The organism is Methylobacterium pseudosasicola (assembly GCF_900114535.1).
Classification (GTDB): Bacteria; Pseudomonadota; Alphaproteobacteria; order Rhizobiales; family Beijerinckiaceae; genus Methylobacterium; species Methylobacterium pseudosasicola.
On the sequence record NZ_FOTK01000038.1, the window covers coordinates 30,205 to 48,743 of the forward strand.

Sequence of the window (18,539 nt, forward strand, 5' to 3'; positions counted from 1 at the left end):
GATGCGGGCGGTGGGGTTCAATCCCCCTCCCCGTCTGCCGTGCGGCGTTTTAGGGCGTCGGCCCCGGCGCCCGATGGGCGCAGCTCCGCGGCGTGTCAGGAGCGCCGCGGGCGCTGCGACGATGCCGGCAGGATCGTTATCGCGTGCCACCGGTCGTCGTCCTGCGGCACCCACGGGCGCTCGACGGGCGGTTCGGGCAGCCGGTAGGCGACGCGGCTCGACCCGACCGGCCATGCGACCGGCGCCCTGTGGAGCTGCGCGAGCTTCCGCAGGTGCAGGCGCTTCGCCAGCCGAACGGGATGCGCCCGCAAGGCGAGCCTGCGTCGGTCGCGCCGCTGGAGCCGGGCGTAGCGCTTGCGCAACTGGGCGAGCCGCACCTCGGCCCTGGGGCGGTGCGTGGCCGTCTTCACGCCTGGGGCCGGCTGCGCCAGCTCGATCAGGCTCGGCTTGTCGTAGTTGACCGGCGCGACGCGGTTGGCCGCGGTGATGCAGCCCGTGCAGATGGAGCCCGAAAGCTGCTGCCAAGTCCGCTGCTGCCGCTCGGCGATGAGTGCGCTCCGGTCGGGCCCCGGATCGGATCGTTCCGTGACCCGGCTCGCCGGAACGGCCGCGCTGATGGACGGCAACGCGATGGCGAATGCAGCAAGCGTTGCCGCCAAGGAGTGTAGAACGCGCTTCATGACCCATCTCGGCGGTCGACCGGAGCCGCCAAGCTTCCTGTTGCCCGGTGGGCGCGGTCGCGCAAACCGTTTTCTTGGGTCTTCGGTACTCAATACGTATGCCGAGGGCGCGGTTTCGGACGGCCCGTACCGGCGATGCTTTCCGCGCCGGGATTTGATCAACGCAAGATTATCTGGACGTTTCTCGTCATCAATATATGTCTAAGTGTTGTCTATCGGCCGTTCTGGCGGCTGTTGATTGGACAAATCCCTAATTTGTCGTTAATGCAGTTGGCTCGCGGCCTGCGGCCAGGCCGAGTCTCTCTTCAGGGCGATCATGATCTCTGTGAAGCGGATTGCGGCTCTAGGCTTGGTGCTCCTGGCAGGGGCGTGCTCGCGTCTGCCGAATGTTCCGACCGCCTACAGCGCATTGCCGCGCACGCCGGCCTCCGGCGCTGCGGGGCCGGTGGTGACGGTTCCGGAGACCCCGGCCGAAACCGTCGCCGCCCTGCCGCGCATCGTGATTCCCGGGACCATGACCGTCCCGATGGTGGCGGAGCCGCACGGCCTGAACCCGAACGCGGCTCTGGACACGTCCCGGCGCAGCCGCATGACCTGGGAGGCCCTGCGCCCCGGCGAGCTCGTGAAGCCGCCGGTTCTCGCCGCGGCGGGCCGGCCGGCCGCGGCGAATTCCGCGCCTCAGACCTACGACCGCGAGGCGGCGATGGACCGCCTGCTGAAGGGCGGCCGGAACGCCGCGAGCGGCATCTGTTCCGGGTGCTGATTGTGCGTTGCCGGGATGCGGCATGGTTAGCCGATGACTTCTTAGGCCGCGCTCGGTTTACGCGGCGTTAACGTGTCCTCTCCATCTTGTATTCAGCGACCCGAGGGAGGCGTGGCATGGGTGCCTTGAAGGCGGAAGACGAGCAGGCCGTCGAGCGCCTGACGCTGCGGCTCCTCCAGGACGCCTATTGCGACCTCGCGGCCGTGCTCCGCGGTGCGCAGCCCGCGGCCGCCGCGGCCATCCTCGCCGTCATGGAACAGCGCGTCACCGACGTCCTCACCCGAATCTGCCAGCAGGGCTCGGAAGGCGCGGCCTCGGCGGAGATCGCCATCGCCGTCGGCGAGCGGATCGGCGAGATCATGGATCAGGCGCAGGGCCGGGACGTCAGAACGGCTCTGGCGGCGTGAGGCGAGCCGTTCGGCGGGGTCTGCTTCGCGGCCATTGCCAGCACGGTTAGCCCGGGCCCATCCTGCTTCGAATGCGCCCTCCTGTTCCCCTGTCCGCCGTCCGGATCTTCGAAGCCGCCGCGCGGCGACGCTCGTTCAAGGCGGCGGCCGGCGAATTGAACCTGTCGCCGAGCGCGGTCAGCCACGCCGTGCGCAAGATGGAGGAGTCCCTCGGCGTCGCCCTGTTCGAGCGGATCGGGCAGGGCATCACCCCGACCCCGGCCGGCGAGGCTTTGTGCGACCATGTCGGGCGCGCCTTCGCCGAATTGAACCGCGGCCTCGACCTCGTGGCCAACCGCGGGCCGCAATTGCTGCGGCTGCACTGCGCCCCGAGCTTCGCCGCGCAATGGCTCGCGCCGCGTCTGGCGCGCTTCCTCAGCGAGCATCCGGGCTTCGAGGTGCGGCTCGCCGCCGGCATGGATTACGCCCGCTTCATCACCGACGAGTTCGACGCCGACATCGTCTACGGGCCGCCCCGGGGAGAGGGGCTGGTGCGCATGCCCCTCGGGCTCGAGACGGTGACGCCGCTCTGTGATCCCGAACGCGCCGCCCGGATCGCCGGTCCCGCCGACCTGTTCGGGCAGACCCTGATCCAGAGCGACAACAAGCAGGTACGCTGGACCCATTGGTTCGAGCGCAACCGCCTCACCGCGCCGCCCACCGCCGCGATCCGCTTCGACCGGAGCTTTCTGGCCCTGGCGGCGGCGGCCGATGGGCTCGGCGTGGCGCTCGAATCGACCCGGCTCGCCGAGCGGGAGCTCGCCGCCGGCCGCTTGGTGGCGCCGCTCGCCGGGCGGGCGGAGGATATCAGCTACATCGGCCACCATTTCGTCTGCCCGGCCGATGCCCGCCGCCGGGCGCCGCTGCGGGTCTTCGCCCGCTGGCTCGCCCGGGAACTCGCGATCGAGTTGGACGCCGAACTCGCCTGAAACGCGAGGGCAGGTGAATCCCACTCACCTGCAGGTGTAGGATTCGCGTTTGTCGCGCAGGCCGCCCCGGGCCAATGTCGCCGCAACGAACAAGACGCGAGGAAACGTCACCGTGAGGCCGCCGATCCCCGGATCGCGGTCGCCGGCCGGCCGCAGCCTCCGTCGCGACGACAGGCTTCGCCTCCGCGCACGCGCGGAATGCCGGGAGGGTTTTCCATGCTTCTGAACGATCGGGTCTGCGTGATCACCGGGGCGGCCTCCGCCCGCGGCATCGGGAAGGCCACGGCGCGCCTGTTCGCGACCTACGGCGCCCGCATCGCCGTGCTCGACCTCGATGCCGGCCAGGCCGAGGAGGCCGCCCGCGACATCGGCCCCGGCCATATCGGCCTCGCCTGCAACGTGACCGACCGGGCCGCCTGCGACCGGGCCGCCGAGGAGATCGTGGCCCGGCTCGGGCGCATCGACGTGCTGGTCAACAATGCCGGCATCACCCAGCCGCTCAAGATCATGGACATCGCGCCGGAGAACTACGACGCCGTCACCGACGTGAACCTGCGCGGCACCCTCTACATGAGCCAGGCCGTGATCCCGGGGATGCGCGGCCAGGGCTCGGGGGCGATCGTGTGCATGTCCTCGGTCTCCGCCCAGCGCGGTGGCGGCATCTTCGGTGGCCCGCATTACAGCGCGGCCAAGGGGGGCGTGCTCGGGCTCGCCAAGGCCATGGCCCGGGAACTCGGCCCCGACGGGATCCGGGTGAATTCCGTGACGCCGGGCCTGATCCAGACCGACATCACCGGCGGCAAGCTCACCCCCGAGCTCAAGGTCGAGATCGCCAAGGGCATCCCGCTCGGGCGCCTCGGGGTCGCCGACGACGTCGCCAACGCCTGCCTGTTCCTGGCCTCCGACCTGTCCACGTACATCACCGGCGCGGTGATCGACGTGAACGGCGGCATGCTGATTCATTGAGGGCAGCGCTATGACCGCGTCGTCACCGACCGAACGGCCCCGCGCGGGCTCCAACGTCCCGCTCAGCGAGCGCGCCTACCACATCCGCCGCCACGCCCTGCGCATGGGCGAGGTCCAGGGCCAGGGCTATATCGCCCAGGCGCTGGGCATCAGCGACGTGCTGGCGGTGAGCTACTTCCACGCCATGACCTACCGGCCCGAGGATCCCGAATGGGAGGGCCGTGACCGGTTCCTGCTGTCGATCGGTCACTACGCCATCGCCCTCTACGCCGCGCTGATCGAGGCGGAGATCATCCCGGAGGACGAGCTGACGAGCTATGGCGGCGACGAGAGCCGCCTGCCGATGTCCGGCATGGCGGCCTACACGCCCGGCATGGAGATCACCGGCGGCTCGCTCGGCCACGGGCTCGGGATCGCGGTCGGCATGGCGCTGGGCCTCAAGCGGAAAGGTTCGAAAAACTTCGTCTACAACCTGTTCTCCGACGGCGAGCTCGACGAGGGCTCGACCTGGGAGGCCGCCATGTCGGCGGGCTCGTTCAAGCTCGACAACCTGATCGGCCTCGTCGACGTGAACGGCATGCAGGCCGACGGCGCCTCCACGGGAGTGCTCAACTTCGAGCCGCTGGCCCCGAAATTCGAGGCGTTCAACTGGTTCGTGCAGCGGGTCGACGGCAACGACATCGACGCGCTGGTGGCGGCCTTCGACGCCGCCCGGAACCACCCGGGGCCGCAGCCCCGGATCATCATCTGCGACACGCGCATGGCCAAGGGCGTGCCGTTTTTGGAGGCGCGCGAGCGCAACCACTTCCTGCGCGTCGAGCCCGACGAGTGGCAGCGGGCGCTGGCGATCCTGGACGAAGGGAGGGTGCGGTGAGACGCTCGAAATACGAGAAGCCCGCTCCGCGGGAGGGCGGCAGCCTCAAGACCTCGGCGATGATCGCCTCGCTCGCCGCCCCCGGGCAGCGCACCAAGGCCGCGCCCTTCGGCCATGCCCTGGTCGAGCTCGCCAAGACGCGGCCCGACATCGTCGGCCTGTCGGCGGACCTGTCGAAATACACCGACCTGCACATCTTCGCGCAGGCCCACCCTGAGCGCTTCTACCAGATGGGGATGGCCGAGCAGCTGCTGATGAGCGCGGCGGCCGGGCTCGCCCGCGAAGGCTTCACGCCGTTCGCCACCACCTATGCGGTGTTCGCCGCCCGCCGGGCCTACGACTTCATCTGCCTGGCGATCGCGGAGGAGAATCTCGACGTCAAGATCGCCTGCGCCCTGCCCGGCCTGACCACCGGCTACGGCCCGAGCCACCAGGCGACGGAAGACCTCGCGATCTTTCGCGGCATGCCCAACCTCACGATCATCGACCCGTGCGACGCGCACGAGATCGAGCAGGTCGTGCCCGCGATGGCCGCCCATAAGGGGCCGGTCTACCTGCGGCTCCTGCGCGGCAACGTCCCGCTGGTGCTCGACGAGTACGGCTACACGTTCGAGCTCGGCAAGGCCAAGACGATCCGCGACGGACGCGACGTGCTGGTGGTCTCCTCCGGCCTGATGACCATGCGGGCGCTCGAAGTGGCCGAGGCTTTGCGCGACGACCGGATCGACGTGGCGGTCCTGCACGTGCCGACGATCAAGCCGCTGGACGAGGCGACAATCCTGCATGAGGCCCGGCGCGGTGGCCGGCTCGTGGTGGTTGCCGAGAACCACACGGTGATCGGCGGCCTCGGCGAGGCGGTTGCGGGCCTGCTCATGCGCAACGGCACGATGCCCGAGCGCGGCTTCCGCCAGATCGGCCTCCCGGACGAATTCCTCGACGCCGGCGCCCTGCCGACGCTGCATGACCGCTACGGGATCTCGGCGGCCGCCATGGCGCGGAGCATCCGCGGATGGCTGTGAGCCGCCTCGCCTTCGTCGGCCTCGGCGCCATGGGCCTGCCGATGGCGGGCCACCTCGTCGCCGCGGGTTTTTCCGTACGCGGCTACGACATTCGGCCGGAGAGCCGCGCGGCCGTCGTGGCCCTGGGCGGTGCGCCGGCCGAGACCCTGGCGCAGGCGGCAGAGGGCGCCGACGCGCTCCTGCTGATGGTGGTGAACGCCGCCCAGGCGGAGGACGTGCTGTTCGCGCAAGGCGCCCTCGACGCCCTCGCCCCGGATGGGATCGTGGTGCTGATGGCGACCTGTCCGCCGGGGGCGGTGGAGGCCATCGCGGCACGCGTCTCGGCCACCGGCCGCCGGTTCGTGGATGCCCCGGTCTCGGGGGGCGTCGTCGGGGCGAAGGCCGCCAAGCTCACGATCATGGCCGCAGCCCCGGCCGCGACGCTGGCGGCGATCCGCCCGATCCTCGACGCGCTCGGCGACCGGATCTTCCATGTCGGCGAGCGGCCGGGACAGGGCGCCACCGTCAAGGCGGTGAACCAGCTCCTGTGCGGAGTCCATATCGCGGCCGCCGCCGAGGCGATGGCTCTGGCCGGGCGGGTCGGGGTCGATTGCGCGGTGGTGCTGGAGATCCTCTCGGGCTCCTCGGCCGCGAGCTGGATGCTGCGCGACCGCGGACCCCGGATGCTGGAGGCCGAGCCGCAGGTGACCAGCGCGGTCGACATCTTCGTCAAGGATCTCGGCATCGTGCTGGAGGCCGGCCGCAGCGCCGGTGCGGCCCTGCCGCTGGCGGCGCTGGCCCATCAGCTCTTCGTCTCGACCTCGGGCCGGGGCGACGGCGGTGCCGACGACAGCCAGGTGGTGCGCGCCTATCGCGCGCTCAACGGCAAGTAAATGTAGGGGCTTGAATGTAGGGGCTTGCGGGCCGGCGCGGCTTGTCCGCGCGCCGCGGAGCCCGGATGATCCGCGCCGGAGAAGAAGCGGCGCGTGAGACGCACGAGAACGGCACCGGAACCCGTATCCGGGGCCGAATAATGGAGGGACGCACGATCCACATGACCGGCTAACGGCGGGGATCGGGCGGCTCGGGACGACCCAGGGAGTGAAACCATGCGCGACACGCGTTTCAGCCGCCGCAGCCTGCTCGCCGGCGCGGCCGCCATTCCAGTCTTCGGCATCCTGACCCGGCGCGGACAGGCGGCCGAGTTCTCCTACAAGCTCGCCACCGGCCAGGACCCGACCCACCCGGTCAACGTCCGGGCGCAGGAGGCCCTCGACCGGATCCGCGAGGCGACCGGCGGCCGCCTGGAGATCAAGCTGTTCCCGGCCAACCAGCTCGGCTCCGACACCGACCTGCTGGCGCAGGTGCGCAACGGCAGCGTCGAGTTCTTCAACCTCGCCACCTCGATCCTCGCCACCTTCGTGCCGGCCGCGAGCCTGCCCAACACCGGCTTCGCGTTCAAGGATTACGACGCGGTCTGGTCGGCGATGGACGGGGGGCTCGGCACCTACGTCCGGGCCGAGATCGCCAAGACGCCGATCCTCACCGTCTCGAAGGTCTGGGACAACGGCTTCCGGCAGATCACCTCCTCGACCCGCGAGATCAGGACGCCGGAGGACCTGAAGGGCTTCAAGATCCGCGTGCCGCCGGCGCCGATGCTGACCTCGCTGTTCAAGGCCCTCGATGCCGGCGCGGCGCCGATCAATTTCAACGAGCTGTATTCCTCGCTCCAGACCAAGGTGGTCGAGGGTCAGGAGAACCCGCTGGCCATCACGGCCACGGCCCGGCTCTACGAGGTGCAGAAATCCTGCAGCCTGACCGGGCATGTCTGGGACGGCTACTGGATCCTGGGCAACAAGAAGGCCTGGCAGCGCCTGCCGGAGGACCTGCGCCAGACGGTCTCGCGCGAGCTCGACCGGTCCGGCACCGACCAGCGCGCGGATGTCGCCAAGCTCAGCCTCTCCCTGCGCGAGAGCCTCGCCGCCAAGGGCATCACCTTCGTCGATGTCGACCGCGCGCGCTTCCGTGAGGCGCTCGGCCGGACGAGCTTCTACCGGGATTGGAAGGCCAAGTACGGCGATGCGGCGTGGGCGCATCTCGAAGACGTATCCGGCAAGCTCACCTGAGGAACGGACGCCATGCAGATCGACATCGCGGCCGTCGAGAGCGCGGCCGGGCTTGAGCTGGCGGGGCCGCCCCTGCGCGCCCGGACCTGGCTGCGCAAGCTGGACGTGGCCCTGGGCTACCTCGTGGAGATCCCGGCAGCCCTGCTGGTGCTGGCCGAGATCGCCGTGCTGTTCGGCGGTGTGGTCAGCCGCTACGTGTTCCGCGAGCCGCTGGTCTGGTCGGACGAGTTGGCCGCGATCCTGTTCCTGTGGCTCGCCATGCTGGGCGCGGTGGTCGCCTTCCGCCGCGCCGAGCACATGCGCATGACCGCCATCGTGGCGATGTGCGGCCCGCGCATGCGCGCCTTCCTGGAAACGGTCGCCCTCGTGGCCGGCCTGATCTTCGTGGCGCTGGTGCTGGAGCCGGCCTTCGAATTCGCCAGCGAGGAGACCTTCGTCCAGACGCCCGCGCTGGAGCTCAACAACGCCTGGCGGGCCGCCGCCCTGCCGATCGGCTTCGGCCTGATGCTGCTCGTCGCGCTGATCCGCCTGCTGGAGACCGCCGACTGGCGGCTCACCGTCGGGGCGCTGGCGCTCGGCGGCGGCATCGCCGCCGGGCTTATCGCGCTCCAGCCCGTCTTCGCGGGGCTCGGCAATCTCAACTTGCTGCTGTTCTTCGTCGTCGGCGTCGGTGCCTTGGTCTTCTCCGGCGTGCCGATCGCCTTCGCGTTCGGGCTGTCCACCTACGCCTACATCACGCTCACCACCGGCGCGCCGTCGATGGTGGTGGTCGGACGTATGGACGAGGGCATGAGCCACCTCATCCTGCTCGCGGTGCCGCTGTTCGTGTTCCTCGGCCTGCTGATCGAGATGACCGGCATGGCCCGGGCCATGGTCGGGTTCCTGGCCTCGCTCTTGGGCCATGTCCGCGGCGGCCTGCATTACGTGCTGGTCGGCGCCATGTACCTCGTCTCGGGCATCTCCGGCTCGAAGGCCGCCGACATGGCCGCCGTCGCGCCGGTGCTGTTTCCCGAGATGAAGGCGCGCGGCGCCAAGGAGGGCGACCTCGTGGCGCTTCTGGCTACCACCGGCGCGCAGACCGAGACGATCCCGCCCTCCATCGTGCTGATCACCATCGGCTCGGTCACCGGCGTGTCGATCACGGCCCTGTTCACCGGCGGCCTGATGCCGGGCCTTGTGCTGGCCGTGACCCTCTGCGCCCTGGTCTGGTGGCGCTACCGTCGGGAGGACCTGAGCCACGTCGCCCGGCCCTCCGGCGGGGTGATCGGCCGGGCGCTCCTGGTGGCGGTGCCGGCCCTGGCCCTGCCCTTCGTGATCCGCTTCGCGGTGGTCGAGGGCATCGCCACCGCCACCGAGGTCTCGACCATCGGCATCGTCTACGCGGTGCTGGCGGGGCTGCTGATCTACCGCCAGTTCGACTGGCGGCGGCTCTACCCGATGCTGGTGATGACCGCGACCCTGTCGGGGGCGATCCTGCTGATCATCGGCGCGGCCACCGGCATGGCCTGGGCGCTGACCCAGTCGGGCTTCTCGCAGACCCTGGCGGTGGCGATGAAGAGCCTGCCCGGCGGACCCGTGGGCTTCCTGTTCGTGTCGGCGGGCGCCTTCATCATCCTCGGTTCGGTGCTGGAGGGCATCCCGGCGATCGTGCTGTTCGGCCCGCTGCTGTTCCCGATCGCCCGGCAGGTCGGCGTGCACGAGGTCCACTACGCGATGGTGGTGATCCTCGCGATGGGCATCGGCCTGTTCGCGCCGCCCTTCGGGGTTGGCTACTACGCCGCCTGCGCGATCAGCCGGATCCACCCGGACGCGGGCATGCGCCCGATCGTCGGCTACATCCTGGCCCTGCTCGTCGGCCTCGTCGTCATCATCCTCGTCCCCTGGTTCTCGATCGGGTTCCTTTAAAAATCCCGCATTCGAGAGGTCCGAGACCTTTCGTGGGTGCAGGGCAAAGCCCTGCTCTCGAGCAGCCTGCTTCATCAGGGCTCCGCCCCGATACCCCGCCAAAGGGCTGAGCCCTTTGGAAACCCTGACGCATGCCTGAACTTCGAGCCCCCGCCATGCCCGAGACCGACTCGTCGACGCTCACCGCCCAGATGGCCGACGCGATCCGTTTCCTGTCCCTCGACGCCATCGAGCGGGCGGGCGACGGGCATCCCGGCGCGCCCCTCGGCTGTGCGGAGATCGCGGTGGCGCTGTTCACCCGCCACCTGAAGTGCAATCCGGCCGATCCGGAATGGCCGGACCGCGACCGCTTCGTGCTCTCGAACGGGCACGGTTCGATGCTGCTCTATGCTGCGCTCCACCTCGCCGGCTATGCCGGCCTGCCGATGGAGCAGATCCGACGCTTCCGCGAGCTCGGCTCCCACACCCACGGCCATCCGGAGATCGCCCCCGAGCTCGGCATCGAGGCGACCACCGGCCCCCTCGGGCAGGGCATCGCCAACGCCGTCGGCATGGCCGTGGCCGAGGCCAAGCTCGCCGCCACATTCGGTCCCGGGCTCGTCGATCACCGCACCTACGCTCTGGTCGGCGACGGCTGCCTGCAGGAGGGCATCGCCCACGAGGTGATCTCGCTCGCCGGCCATCTGCGCTTGGCGAAGCTGACCTTCCTGTGGGACGACAACCGGATCACCGACGACGGCGCCACCGACCTGTCGATCTCGGAGGACGTGCGCGCCCGCTTCCGCGCCGCCGACTGGCAGGTGATCGACGCGGACGGCCACGACGTCGAGTCCGTCTCCGCCGCTATCCGCCTCGCCCAGTCCGATCCGCGCCCGACCCTGATCGCTTGCCGCACCGTGATCGGCCGCGGCCTGCCCCGGCTGGAGGGTCAGCGCGGCGCCCATGGCGGGCGGGTGTTCGAGACCGACCTCGCCGAGGCCCGGGCCGCGAGGGGCTGGGACCATCCGGCCTTTACGGTGCCGGACGATGTGGAAGCGGCGTGGCGCGCGGGCGTCGCCGAGCGCAACCGCGCGGCCTATGCGGCCTGGCAGGCCCGGCACGAGACCCTGCCCGCCCCGGTGCGAGTGGAGTTCGACCGGGTCAGCACCGGCCGCCTGCCTGAGACCTGGCGCGACGCGCTCCGCACCCAGCGCGACCGTTTCGCCGCCGCCGGCGCGGCGCGCCCGAGCATCGAGGTCTCCGCTGAGATCGTCGCCGCCTTGTCGGAGACGATCCCCGAGCTGTTCTCCGGCGCCCCGGATCTCGAAGGGCCGACCCAGCACAAGGGCGAGCTCCACGCCTTCACGGCGCAGGACCGCTCCGGGCGCTACCTGCATTACGGCATCCGCGAGCACGCGATGGGCTCGATGATGAACGGCATCGCGGCCCATCGCGGGCTGGTGCCGGTGGGCGCCACCTACCTGGTATTCTCGGATTACATGCGCCCGTCGCTGCGGATGGCGGCGCTGATGAACCTGCCGGTCATCACGGTCTACAGCCACGATTCGATCGCCATCGGCCGCAACGGCCCGACCCACCAGCCGGTGGAATACCTCGCCTCGCTCCGGGCGATCCCGAACATGCTGGTGCTGCGCCCCGCGGACGCGGTCGAGACGGCGGAATGCTGGGAGATTGTCTTGGCCAACCGCCACGGGCCGAGTTCGCTGATCTGTTCCCGGCAGCCGCTTCCCGCCTTACGCCGGCCGGGGGAGCCTGAGAATCGCAGCGCCCGGGGCGCCTATGTGCTGGCGGAGGCCGAGGGGACGCGGCGGGTCACGCTGATCGGCACCGGCTCGGAGGTGGCGCTGGCGCTGGCGGCCCGCGACCGGCTCCAGGCGGAGGGCGTGCCGACCGCGGTGGTCTCGATGCCGTCCTGGGAGGCGTTCGCGGCGCAGGACGCGGCCTATCGCCGGCAGGTCATCCCGCGGGACACGGTCCGGGTCGCCGTGGAGGCCGCCCTGCGCTTCGGCTGGGACCGCTGGATCGGCGAGGAGGGCGGCTTCGTCGGCATGACCGGCTTCGGCGCGTCCGGCGCACCTGAAGCCCTGTTCCGCCACTTCGGCATCACCGCCGAGGCGGTGGTGGAGGCGGCGCGGGCGCGTCTGACTTAGGGCGGTTCCGCCGGTCAGATCATCCCGGCGCCGCCGGTGCGCGCGATGCGTGCGCGCTGCTCGGCATAGCGACCGTTGGCGACGCGCTTCAGCGCGCTTTCGAGGCGGTCCGCGACCTGGCCGAGAAGCGAACGCTCAGCGCGAAAGCCAACGAGATACGCGAGGGTCGCCATCGTGCCTGATCCCGAACGAGGACCGGGCCATGCACCCGGTTGCTGCGGTGCAATATGCATCCACCCGGGATTGCGTGTCAGGGGGTTCTCAAGTGGCCTGCCATGCAGCGAAAGCATGCAATGGACACGGAATCTTCACCGGATTGAGCTGAGAGCTGTATCCAGCCCGTGCATTGCAGCGAATGCAGTCGCCCGCGCCCTCACCGTTTGGCAGCGGGACCTACCTCGAGGGGCAGGCAATTCCGGGCTTCGAGTTCCTCGCGGATCGCCCGCTTGGTGATCTTGCCGTAGCCGGATTTCGGCAGCTCATCCCAGAAGAACACCCGCTTCGGCAGTTTGTAGCGGGCGACCTCGCCAGAGAGCCACGCGATCAGCGCGGCCTCGGTGATCTCGGCTCCGGGGCGGGCGACGCAGACCGCCACGCCGACCTCGCCCCAGGCCGGGTCGGGCACCCCCAGGATCGCGGCCTCGGCGATGGCAGGGTGCCGCAGCAGCTTCTCCTCGGTCTCACGCGGATACACGTTCGACCCGCCCGAGATGTACATGTCCGAGGCGCGGCCGGTGATGAACAGAAACCCTTCCGGGTCGAGATGGCCGAGATCGCCTGTGCGGAACCAGCCGTTCCAGAAGGCGGCCGCGTTCGCCTCCGGGTTGTCGTAATAGCCCGCGAACACCGCCGGGCCGCAGACGCAGATCTCCCCGGTCTCGCCCGCCGGCACTTCCAGCCCTGCCCCGTTCTGGATCTGCACCTGCATGCCGGTGCGCTCGAACCCGCAGGTGCCGACTTTTACCCCCGGCCCGTCCTCGGCGGAATGCAGGCGGGGCGGCAGCACGGTGATGTTGCCGGTCACCTCGCCGAGCCCGAAATACTGGACCAGCACCGGCCCGAGCGCCCGCAGCGCCCGCTTCTGGTCCTCCCGGTACATCGGCGCGCCGGCATAGATCACGTGGCGAAGGCTGGTGTGGTCGTGCGCTGCGACCGCCGGGTGCTCGGTGAGGAGCTTCACGATGGTCGGCACCGTGAACAGGTTGGTGATCCGCCACCGCTCCACCAGGGACCAGACCTCTGCGGGGTCCAGGCGCGCGCCGCCGGTGAGCACCGTCTTCGCGCCGGCCGCGACCTGGGCGAGCTGGTGGATGCCGGCGCCGTGCGAGAGCGGCGCCACGACCAGGGAGGCGTCGGCCTCGGTGGTGCCCGGCATCAGGTCGCAGAGATGGTTGGTGATGACGAAGGCCATCTGGCCGTGGGTGAGCACCGCCGCCTTCGGCCGGCCGGTGGTGCCCGAGGTGAAGAAGAACCAGCACGGATCGTCGTGCTCGACATCGGCGGTCGGGGCCGCCGCCCCCGCATGCGCGTCGACCAGGGCGTCGTAATCCAGCCCGAAGGTGGAGCCGCCGATCTCGACCACGAGCCCCAGCCCGGGCGCGGCCGCGCGGATCGCGGCGGCGTGGTCGGGGAACTCCGTGCCGCAGATCAGCGCCGAGGCGCCGCTGGCGCTGGCGAGATAGGCGACCTCTGCGGGCGTCTGCCGAAAGTTCGTCGGCACCCAGACGGCGCCGAGCCGGAAGCAGACGAACATCGATTCGAACAGTTGATTGCCGTTGCGGGCCTGGACCAGCACCCGGTCGCCCTTGGTGACGCCGCGCGCCGCCAGCGCCGCCGCCATGGCGTCGACCCGGGCATCGAGGGCGCCCCAGCTCCAACTCCGGTCACCCCAGGCGAGGCCGATCGCGTCCGGCCACCGGCGGGCCGCCCGGCGCAGAAAATGGGCGAGGTTCATCACCCGCCGGGAACAGGGCGCGACGCCGCCGCGCGGCGCCGGCCCCGTCGGGCCGTTCACGCGAGCTTCCCGCAGGCTTTCTCCAGGAGAGACCAGCCCTCCTCGCCGTACCGGCCCTTCCATTCGGCGTAGAAGCCGGCCTTGCGCAGCTTCTCGCGAAACGGCTCCGGATCGGGCTTGTTGAACACGAGGCCGTTCTTGGTCAGGTCTTCCTGCAGGCTGGCATTGAGCTTGGCGACGTCGGCCCGCTCCTTCATTCCGGCCGCGTTGATGTGGCGGGCGACCATGGTGCGCAGATCCTCGGGGATCCGCTCCCAGGCCCGGCGGTTCGCCAGGAACCAGTAGCCGTCCCACATGTGGTTGGTGAGCGAGCAGTATTTCTGCACCTCGTAGAACTTGGTCGTGGCGATCACCGCCAGCGGGTTCTCCTGGCCCTCGACGATCTTGGTCTGGAGGGCCGAGTAGGTCTCGTTGAGGTTGATCGAGGCGGGCGCGGCCTCGAAGGCCCGGAACATCGAGGTCCAAAGCGGCGAGACCGGCACGCGGATCCGAAAACCCTTGAAGTCGTCCGGGCTGGCGATCGGCCGGGTCGAGGAGGTTGTCTGGCGGTAGCCGTTGTCCCAGATCTTCTCCATGGCCACGAGGTTGGCCTTGGCGATCTGTTGCCGGACCCAGGCTCCGAGCTCCCCATCCATCGCGGGCCAGACCGCGTCGTAATCCGGGAAGGCGTAGCCGATGCCGTTGATCGAGGCGTTGGGCACAAGCGTCGAGAGGATCAGCGGCGACATCGTGAAGAACTCGACGCTGCCCGAGCGCAGCTGGCTCAGCGTGTCGGTGTCCGAGCCGAGCTGGCTCGACGGAAAGATTTTGAGATCGAACCGGCCGCCGCTCTCGGTCCGCAGAGCCTCCGCCATCTCGCGGGCGCGGATGTTCATCGGGTGCGTGTCGGGCAGGTTGTTCGCGTATTTGTAGGTGAAGTCAGCCCGCTGCGCCCGGGCCACGTGCGGACTGGCCACCGTCCCGGCGAGGAGCGCCGTCGAGCCGGCGGACAGGAACCGGCGGCGGGACAGGTGGAATGGCGACGACATGGACGGCCCTCCTGGTATGGGCTCGCAGGCCCGGCGTTTCCTCAGGGTCCACGTTCATGCGCGGACTCTCTGCGTCTTGCCGCTTCGATAGCGGCTGGCCGGAACCAGTCAACGGGGTGGTTTCGGCTCGGCTATCGGAGTGAGTGACTTGTCAGGGCGAGCGGGGTTGTCGAGCCAAGTGGGAGCGGCCGCCGGCGCGGCTGATCCCACCCCTGCGCAAGCGGGCTTCGCGTCGAGCGGGCCAAGCAACGGTTCGAGTTCGATAGATTGACGGGCGAGGGTTCAGACTCAACAGGTGGGCTTGGTGGCCCCAGAGGCTAACGAACGCGCACTCGCCACCACGTGGAGGAGCATAAAGCCAGGTCCCGGAACCACGCTTACCTGAGCCGCTCCGAAGTCGTGAACATTATTTCGACTATTGGCGCGTCACGAGAGTCTCGCGTGCCGTCACCAGGGCCTCGATGAGCCGGGTCAGGCGTCGGATCGAACCGCCCCGCCATCCCCGCCGGATCAGCGAAACCGCGTCGCCGTCGAGGGCCGGCAGAAAGGCGGGGTCGAGCCCGCGATCGGCCGCGATCTGCGCCAGGATCGGCGCGAGGAGAGCCTCGAGATGCACCGCGCTGGGCGCAGACATCTCTAGAATTCGCAGGCGGTCGAGCAGCGGACCGGGCAAACCTTTCACGCTGTTGCACGTGGCAAGCCACGACACGTGGCTCAGGTCGACCTCGACTTGGAAGGCCGGGTCTTGGTAGGTCCGGGCAGTCTCCGGCTCGAGCATCGGCAACAATGCGTTCCAGAGCCGGCCATTGTCGGTACGGGTCGCAGCCTTCTCAAGTTCGTCGACCAGCATGAGCGGGTTGGCGCAGCCGGCCCTGGCCACTGCCATGACCGCGTGCGCCGGCTCCGACGTCGCCCAGCGCCGATCGAGTCCGCCGATAGACGCCCCCGAATCCCGCGTCGCATCCACCCGCCAGAGCACCAGCCCGAGATGATGGGCCAACCGGGTCCCGAGCCGGCTCTTACCGGCGCCGGGCGGGCCGACCAAGAGCGTCGGACGCAGCGTTGCATGCGTCCGACCGACCAGATCGGCGAGCAGCCGGTCGACGGTGCCACGGGCGTACGGGAACTCGAACAGCAAGGCCGCACGCACCGCCGCGAGATCCGGAACCGGCGTCAGCGGCAACGGCTTGCCGATGATGTGTTCGTAGCCGCGGGTGACGCCCTTGCCGCGATCGGTCCCGGTCTCTTGGACCGCCGGGACGACCATGACGTGCCCATCCGGCGAGAGTTCGGATTTGAGATCGTCATCCGGCGCCTCCGCCCGACCCGTGGTCGCCTTGTCGCGATGGCGCGCCTCGCTGCGGGCGAGCGAGGCCTCGACGATTTTGCGCTTGCGCCGCTCTCGCCTCGCCACGTGATCCGCCAGCGGCTGCATCATGCGCTGCCCGACCGGCACGAGCGCCCGGACCAACGGTACTCCGTCGGCGAACGGATCGTGGGCGCCGGCGGCCAGCGCCGCCGCCGCCGCGGCTGCGGCGCTGGCTTCACCCGAGAGTTCCAGCAGGGCGTCCGCGAACGCATCACTCCAAGCCGTCTGCAGGGCGGTTGCGAGATCGGTGGCGCCGATCATTTCGGCGTCCGAGGCGGCATCGGGTTCGGAGGCCCGGCCGAGCGAGAGACGCGTCTGCGCCTCCGCGAGGCCGGAGAGTTGCAGGCTGAGGTCTGAGATCGCGTCGCATTCGAGCCAGAGCGGCCGAGCCAGACGCGCGGCAGCCTCGCGATCATCACCGCCGCAGGAGAGCAGCATCACGATATCCGCGAGCGCCCGCGCCGCCGGTTGGTCGCGCTCGACCGCCCACGCGTCGAGAAATCCGGTCAGAGCGCATCGGGGTGCGATCCACCGATGATCGTGCCACAGGTCGCTACCCGATGCGGCGATCGCCGCGCTCCAGGCTTGGACCGGCACCTCGGCCTCGGGGGCGATGGCGGTGATCTCGACGGCGAGACCGATGCAGGCGGCGGGAATGCGCAGGGTAGGGTCGAGGCAGGCGCGCAGGCGCCGCGGCAACATGGGCTGCAGCAGGCGCCGTGCCGCCTTGGGATCGATCTGCAGGATCGGCGGTTTTGACGAGAAAACCATCCTTCGCCCCCTTCAGCGCCCGGAGACAGCGGTGACGCGGTCGGGACCGCGTCGCGCGGCGGAGCACCAAGCCCTGGCGAGCCATAGGGCCCCGAGGTCGGCCCGGCGCCGCGCCCGCCGCCCGAGTACGTGTGCGAGCAGGTCGATGCACGCAGGGTCCCCCAGCGCCGCGCACAACAGGATCGCCGACATCGCCGGGTCCAGACGCTCCGGCAGGATCGTGCCTTCGGCGAGAACATTGATTGCGACGCCGATCGCTGCGGTCGGATCGGCTCTGCAGGCGGCGCCCCAGTCGGAGGAGGGCAGCGGCGGCGAATCGAGGAGAGCGGTCCGTAGACGGCGTTGCGCGTCCAGGTCGAGTACCATGGGGGCGAGGACGCGCCACCACGTCAGAGGGGGCACGGGCTCGACGGGCGTACGGGGTCTGCCGGCATCGGGGTGCGCAGTTGAGTTCATGGAGATAGACCTAGAGGGCGCACAGGCGCACAGGCGCACAGGCGCACGGCACGGCGGTGATCGGAGGGGCGAAAGGCGCGCCGGGCCATCGGCCGGCGCCAAGGCATGCGGTCAGAGCGCGGGCGGCTCGGGGCGACGGGGGAACGCGTCGTCCTCGCCGATGCCGAGGCTCGCCAGCGCGACCGTGAGCAGGTCCGGGACGGCGCCGCGCAGGCGGCGCTGAAGCACCGCCGTGACGGCCTCGACCGCGGCCGTGACCGGCACCGCGAACAAGCCGTCGATTGCGGGACCTGAGATCGTCAGATCATCGCTGTAGCCGGCACGTCCGTAGACATCGATCAGCACAGCGCGCGCGGACGCAACCTCGAAGCCCAGACTGGCCAGAAAGGCCCGGCCCTGGACCTGGGCGCAGCGCAAAATCCACTCGACCTGATGGACTTTTCTGGCCTCGTTCTTGCCGGAACCCCGTTTGACCTCGGCGATGATGGCACGGCTCTCGTGCCGATCGACCACGACGAGGTCGAGGAACACGGTCTGGGCCACGGGTCCTGCGAGCGCGATCGACATGTCGCCGAGCTGCGCGACGGTGCTTGCGCGCACCAGTTCCTGGGTGGGATTTGTAATGGGCATCGCGACACCCCGGAGCACGATGTAGCGGCCGCTGCGCTCGAGGGCGTCCGTCATGGCCATCTCGATCAGGCCGCCATGGCGTTTGACCACGGAGGCCAGCACCGACCCGAGCTGCGACAGGCCGGGCCCGAGCAGAGGATCGGGCACGAAGGTCGCCCTGAGAGCGCCGTCGACCGCCGCCTCGGCGGCCGTGAGCAACTCGCTCCCGCAAGCCCGCGGGATCACGGCGTGGGTGAAGCCGCAGCCGGCGGCAGCCGCGCTGCCGAGCGGGACGGTGATGCGTGTGTGATGCTCCGGACTGGGGGCGGGCTGGCCGCGCGCAGATATCCGATGCCGGACGCCGCGGTGGGCAGCCGGGTGGGAGACGACGATGGGCATAAGGGGGTCCGTCCAGGTGACACCCGCCCGCCTGCGTCCTCCGCGATGCGACAGGA

General features: G+C 70.1%; 17 protein-coding genes. 10 read left to right on the forward strand and 7 right to left on the reverse strand.

The window, feature by feature from the left end; genetic code table 11:
* Window positions 1-95: 95 nt before the first annotated feature.
* Window positions 96-680, reverse strand: a complete 585-nt coding sequence (locus BM228_RS26345) for a hypothetical protein (RefSeq protein ID WP_139234210.1) — start codon at window positions 678-680, stop codon at window positions 96-98.
* Window positions 681-996: 316 nt separating this feature from the next.
* Here BM228_RS26345 and BM228_RS26350 point away from each other — a divergent pair, with 316 nt between their 5' ends.
* From BM228_RS26350 to tkt, 10 genes are all read left to right on the forward strand, one after another.
* The gene (locus BM228_RS26350; protein ID WP_244537316.1) at window positions 997-1,443 is read left to right on the forward strand and encodes a hypothetical protein; all 447 of its coding nucleotides are present in this window, start codon (window positions 997-999) and stop codon (window positions 1,441-1,443) included.
* Between the two features lie 116 nt (window positions 1,444-1,559).
* A complete protein-coding gene (locus tag BM228_RS26355; protein WP_092045220.1) occupies window positions 1,560-1,850 on the forward strand; it encodes a hypothetical protein in 291 nt (96 codons plus the stop codon).
* Between the two features lie 71 nt (window positions 1,851-1,921).
* Window positions 1,922-2,818 (forward strand): LysR substrate-binding domain-containing protein, encoded by an 897-nt coding sequence (locus tag BM228_RS26360; protein ID WP_092045222.1) that lies wholly within the window; start codon window positions 1,922-1,924, stop codon window positions 2,816-2,818.
* Window positions 2,819-3,034: 216 nt separating this feature from the next.
* On the forward strand, window positions 3,035-3,784 hold the full coding sequence (locus BM228_RS26365) for an SDR family NAD(P)-dependent oxidoreductase (protein WP_092045224.1): 750 nt from the start codon (window positions 3,035-3,037) through the stop codon (window positions 3,782-3,784).
* Between the two features lie 10 nt (window positions 3,785-3,794).
* The gene (locus BM228_RS26370; protein WP_167367834.1) at window positions 3,795-4,658 is read left to right on the forward strand and encodes a transketolase; all 864 of its coding nucleotides are present in this window, start codon (window positions 3,795-3,797) and stop codon (window positions 4,656-4,658) included.
* Window positions 4,655-5,677 carry a transketolase family protein gene (locus BM228_RS26375; RefSeq protein ID WP_092045226.1) on the forward strand — a complete coding sequence of 341 codons (1,023 nt, stop codon included), beginning with the start codon at window positions 4,655-4,657 and terminating at the stop codon, window positions 5,675-5,677. Before BM228_RS26370 ends, BM228_RS26375 begins: the two co-directional genes overlap by 4 nt.
* Window positions 5,668-6,549 carry an NAD(P)-dependent oxidoreductase gene (locus BM228_RS26380; protein WP_092045227.1) on the forward strand — a complete coding sequence of 294 codons (882 nt, stop codon included), beginning with the start codon at window positions 5,668-5,670 and terminating at the stop codon, window positions 6,547-6,549. Before BM228_RS26375 ends, BM228_RS26380 begins: the two co-directional genes overlap by 10 nt.
* 216 nt (window positions 6,550-6,765) lie before the next feature.
* Complete coding sequence (locus BM228_RS26385; RefSeq protein WP_092045228.1) at window positions 6,766-7,782, forward strand: TRAP transporter substrate-binding protein; 1,017 nt, start codon at window positions 6,766-6,768, stop codon at window positions 7,780-7,782.
* Between the two features lie 12 nt (window positions 7,783-7,794).
* A complete protein-coding gene (locus BM228_RS26390) occupies window positions 7,795-9,687 on the forward strand; it encodes a TRAP transporter large permease (RefSeq protein WP_092045230.1) in 1,893 nt (630 codons plus the stop codon).
* Between the two features lie 155 nt (window positions 9,688-9,842).
* Window positions 9,843-11,837 (forward strand): transketolase, encoded by a 1,995-nt coding sequence (gene tkt, locus BM228_RS26395; protein WP_092045232.1) that lies wholly within the window; start codon window positions 9,843-9,845, stop codon window positions 11,835-11,837.
* A gap of 14 nt (window positions 11,838-11,851) precedes the next feature.
* Here tkt and BM228_RS34865 read toward each other — a convergent pair whose 3' ends face one another.
* From BM228_RS34865 to BM228_RS26420, 6 genes are all read right to left on the reverse strand, one after another.
* Window positions 11,852-12,010, reverse strand: a complete 159-nt coding sequence (locus BM228_RS34865; RefSeq protein ID WP_167367835.1) for a hypothetical protein — start codon at window positions 12,008-12,010, stop codon at window positions 11,852-11,854.
* 200 nt (window positions 12,011-12,210) lie between these two features.
* Window positions 12,211-13,851 (reverse strand): acyl-CoA synthetase, encoded by a 1,641-nt coding sequence (locus BM228_RS26400; protein WP_092045234.1) that lies wholly within the window; start codon window positions 13,849-13,851, stop codon window positions 12,211-12,213.
* Entirely contained in the window at window positions 13,848-14,879 is a 1,032-nt protein-coding gene (locus tag BM228_RS26405) for a TRAP transporter substrate-binding protein (RefSeq protein WP_092045236.1), read from the reverse strand. Before BM228_RS26405 ends, BM228_RS26400 begins: the two co-directional genes overlap by 4 nt.
* A gap of 415 nt (window positions 14,880-15,294) precedes the next feature.
* A complete protein-coding gene (locus BM228_RS35560) occupies window positions 15,295-17,019 on the reverse strand; it encodes an AAA family ATPase (protein WP_244537317.1) in 1,725 nt (574 codons plus the stop codon).
* A gap of 12 nt (window positions 17,020-17,031) precedes the next feature.
* Window positions 17,032-17,421 (reverse strand): hypothetical protein, encoded by a 390-nt coding sequence (locus BM228_RS26415; protein ID WP_092045238.1) that lies wholly within the window; start codon window positions 17,419-17,421, stop codon window positions 17,032-17,034.
* Between the two features lie 165 nt (window positions 17,422-17,586).
* The gene (locus BM228_RS26420; RefSeq protein WP_092045240.1) at window positions 17,587-18,483 is read right to left on the reverse strand and encodes a hypothetical protein; all 897 of its coding nucleotides are present in this window, start codon (window positions 18,481-18,483) and stop codon (window positions 17,587-17,589) included.
* Window positions 18,484-18,539: the final 56 nt, after the last annotated feature.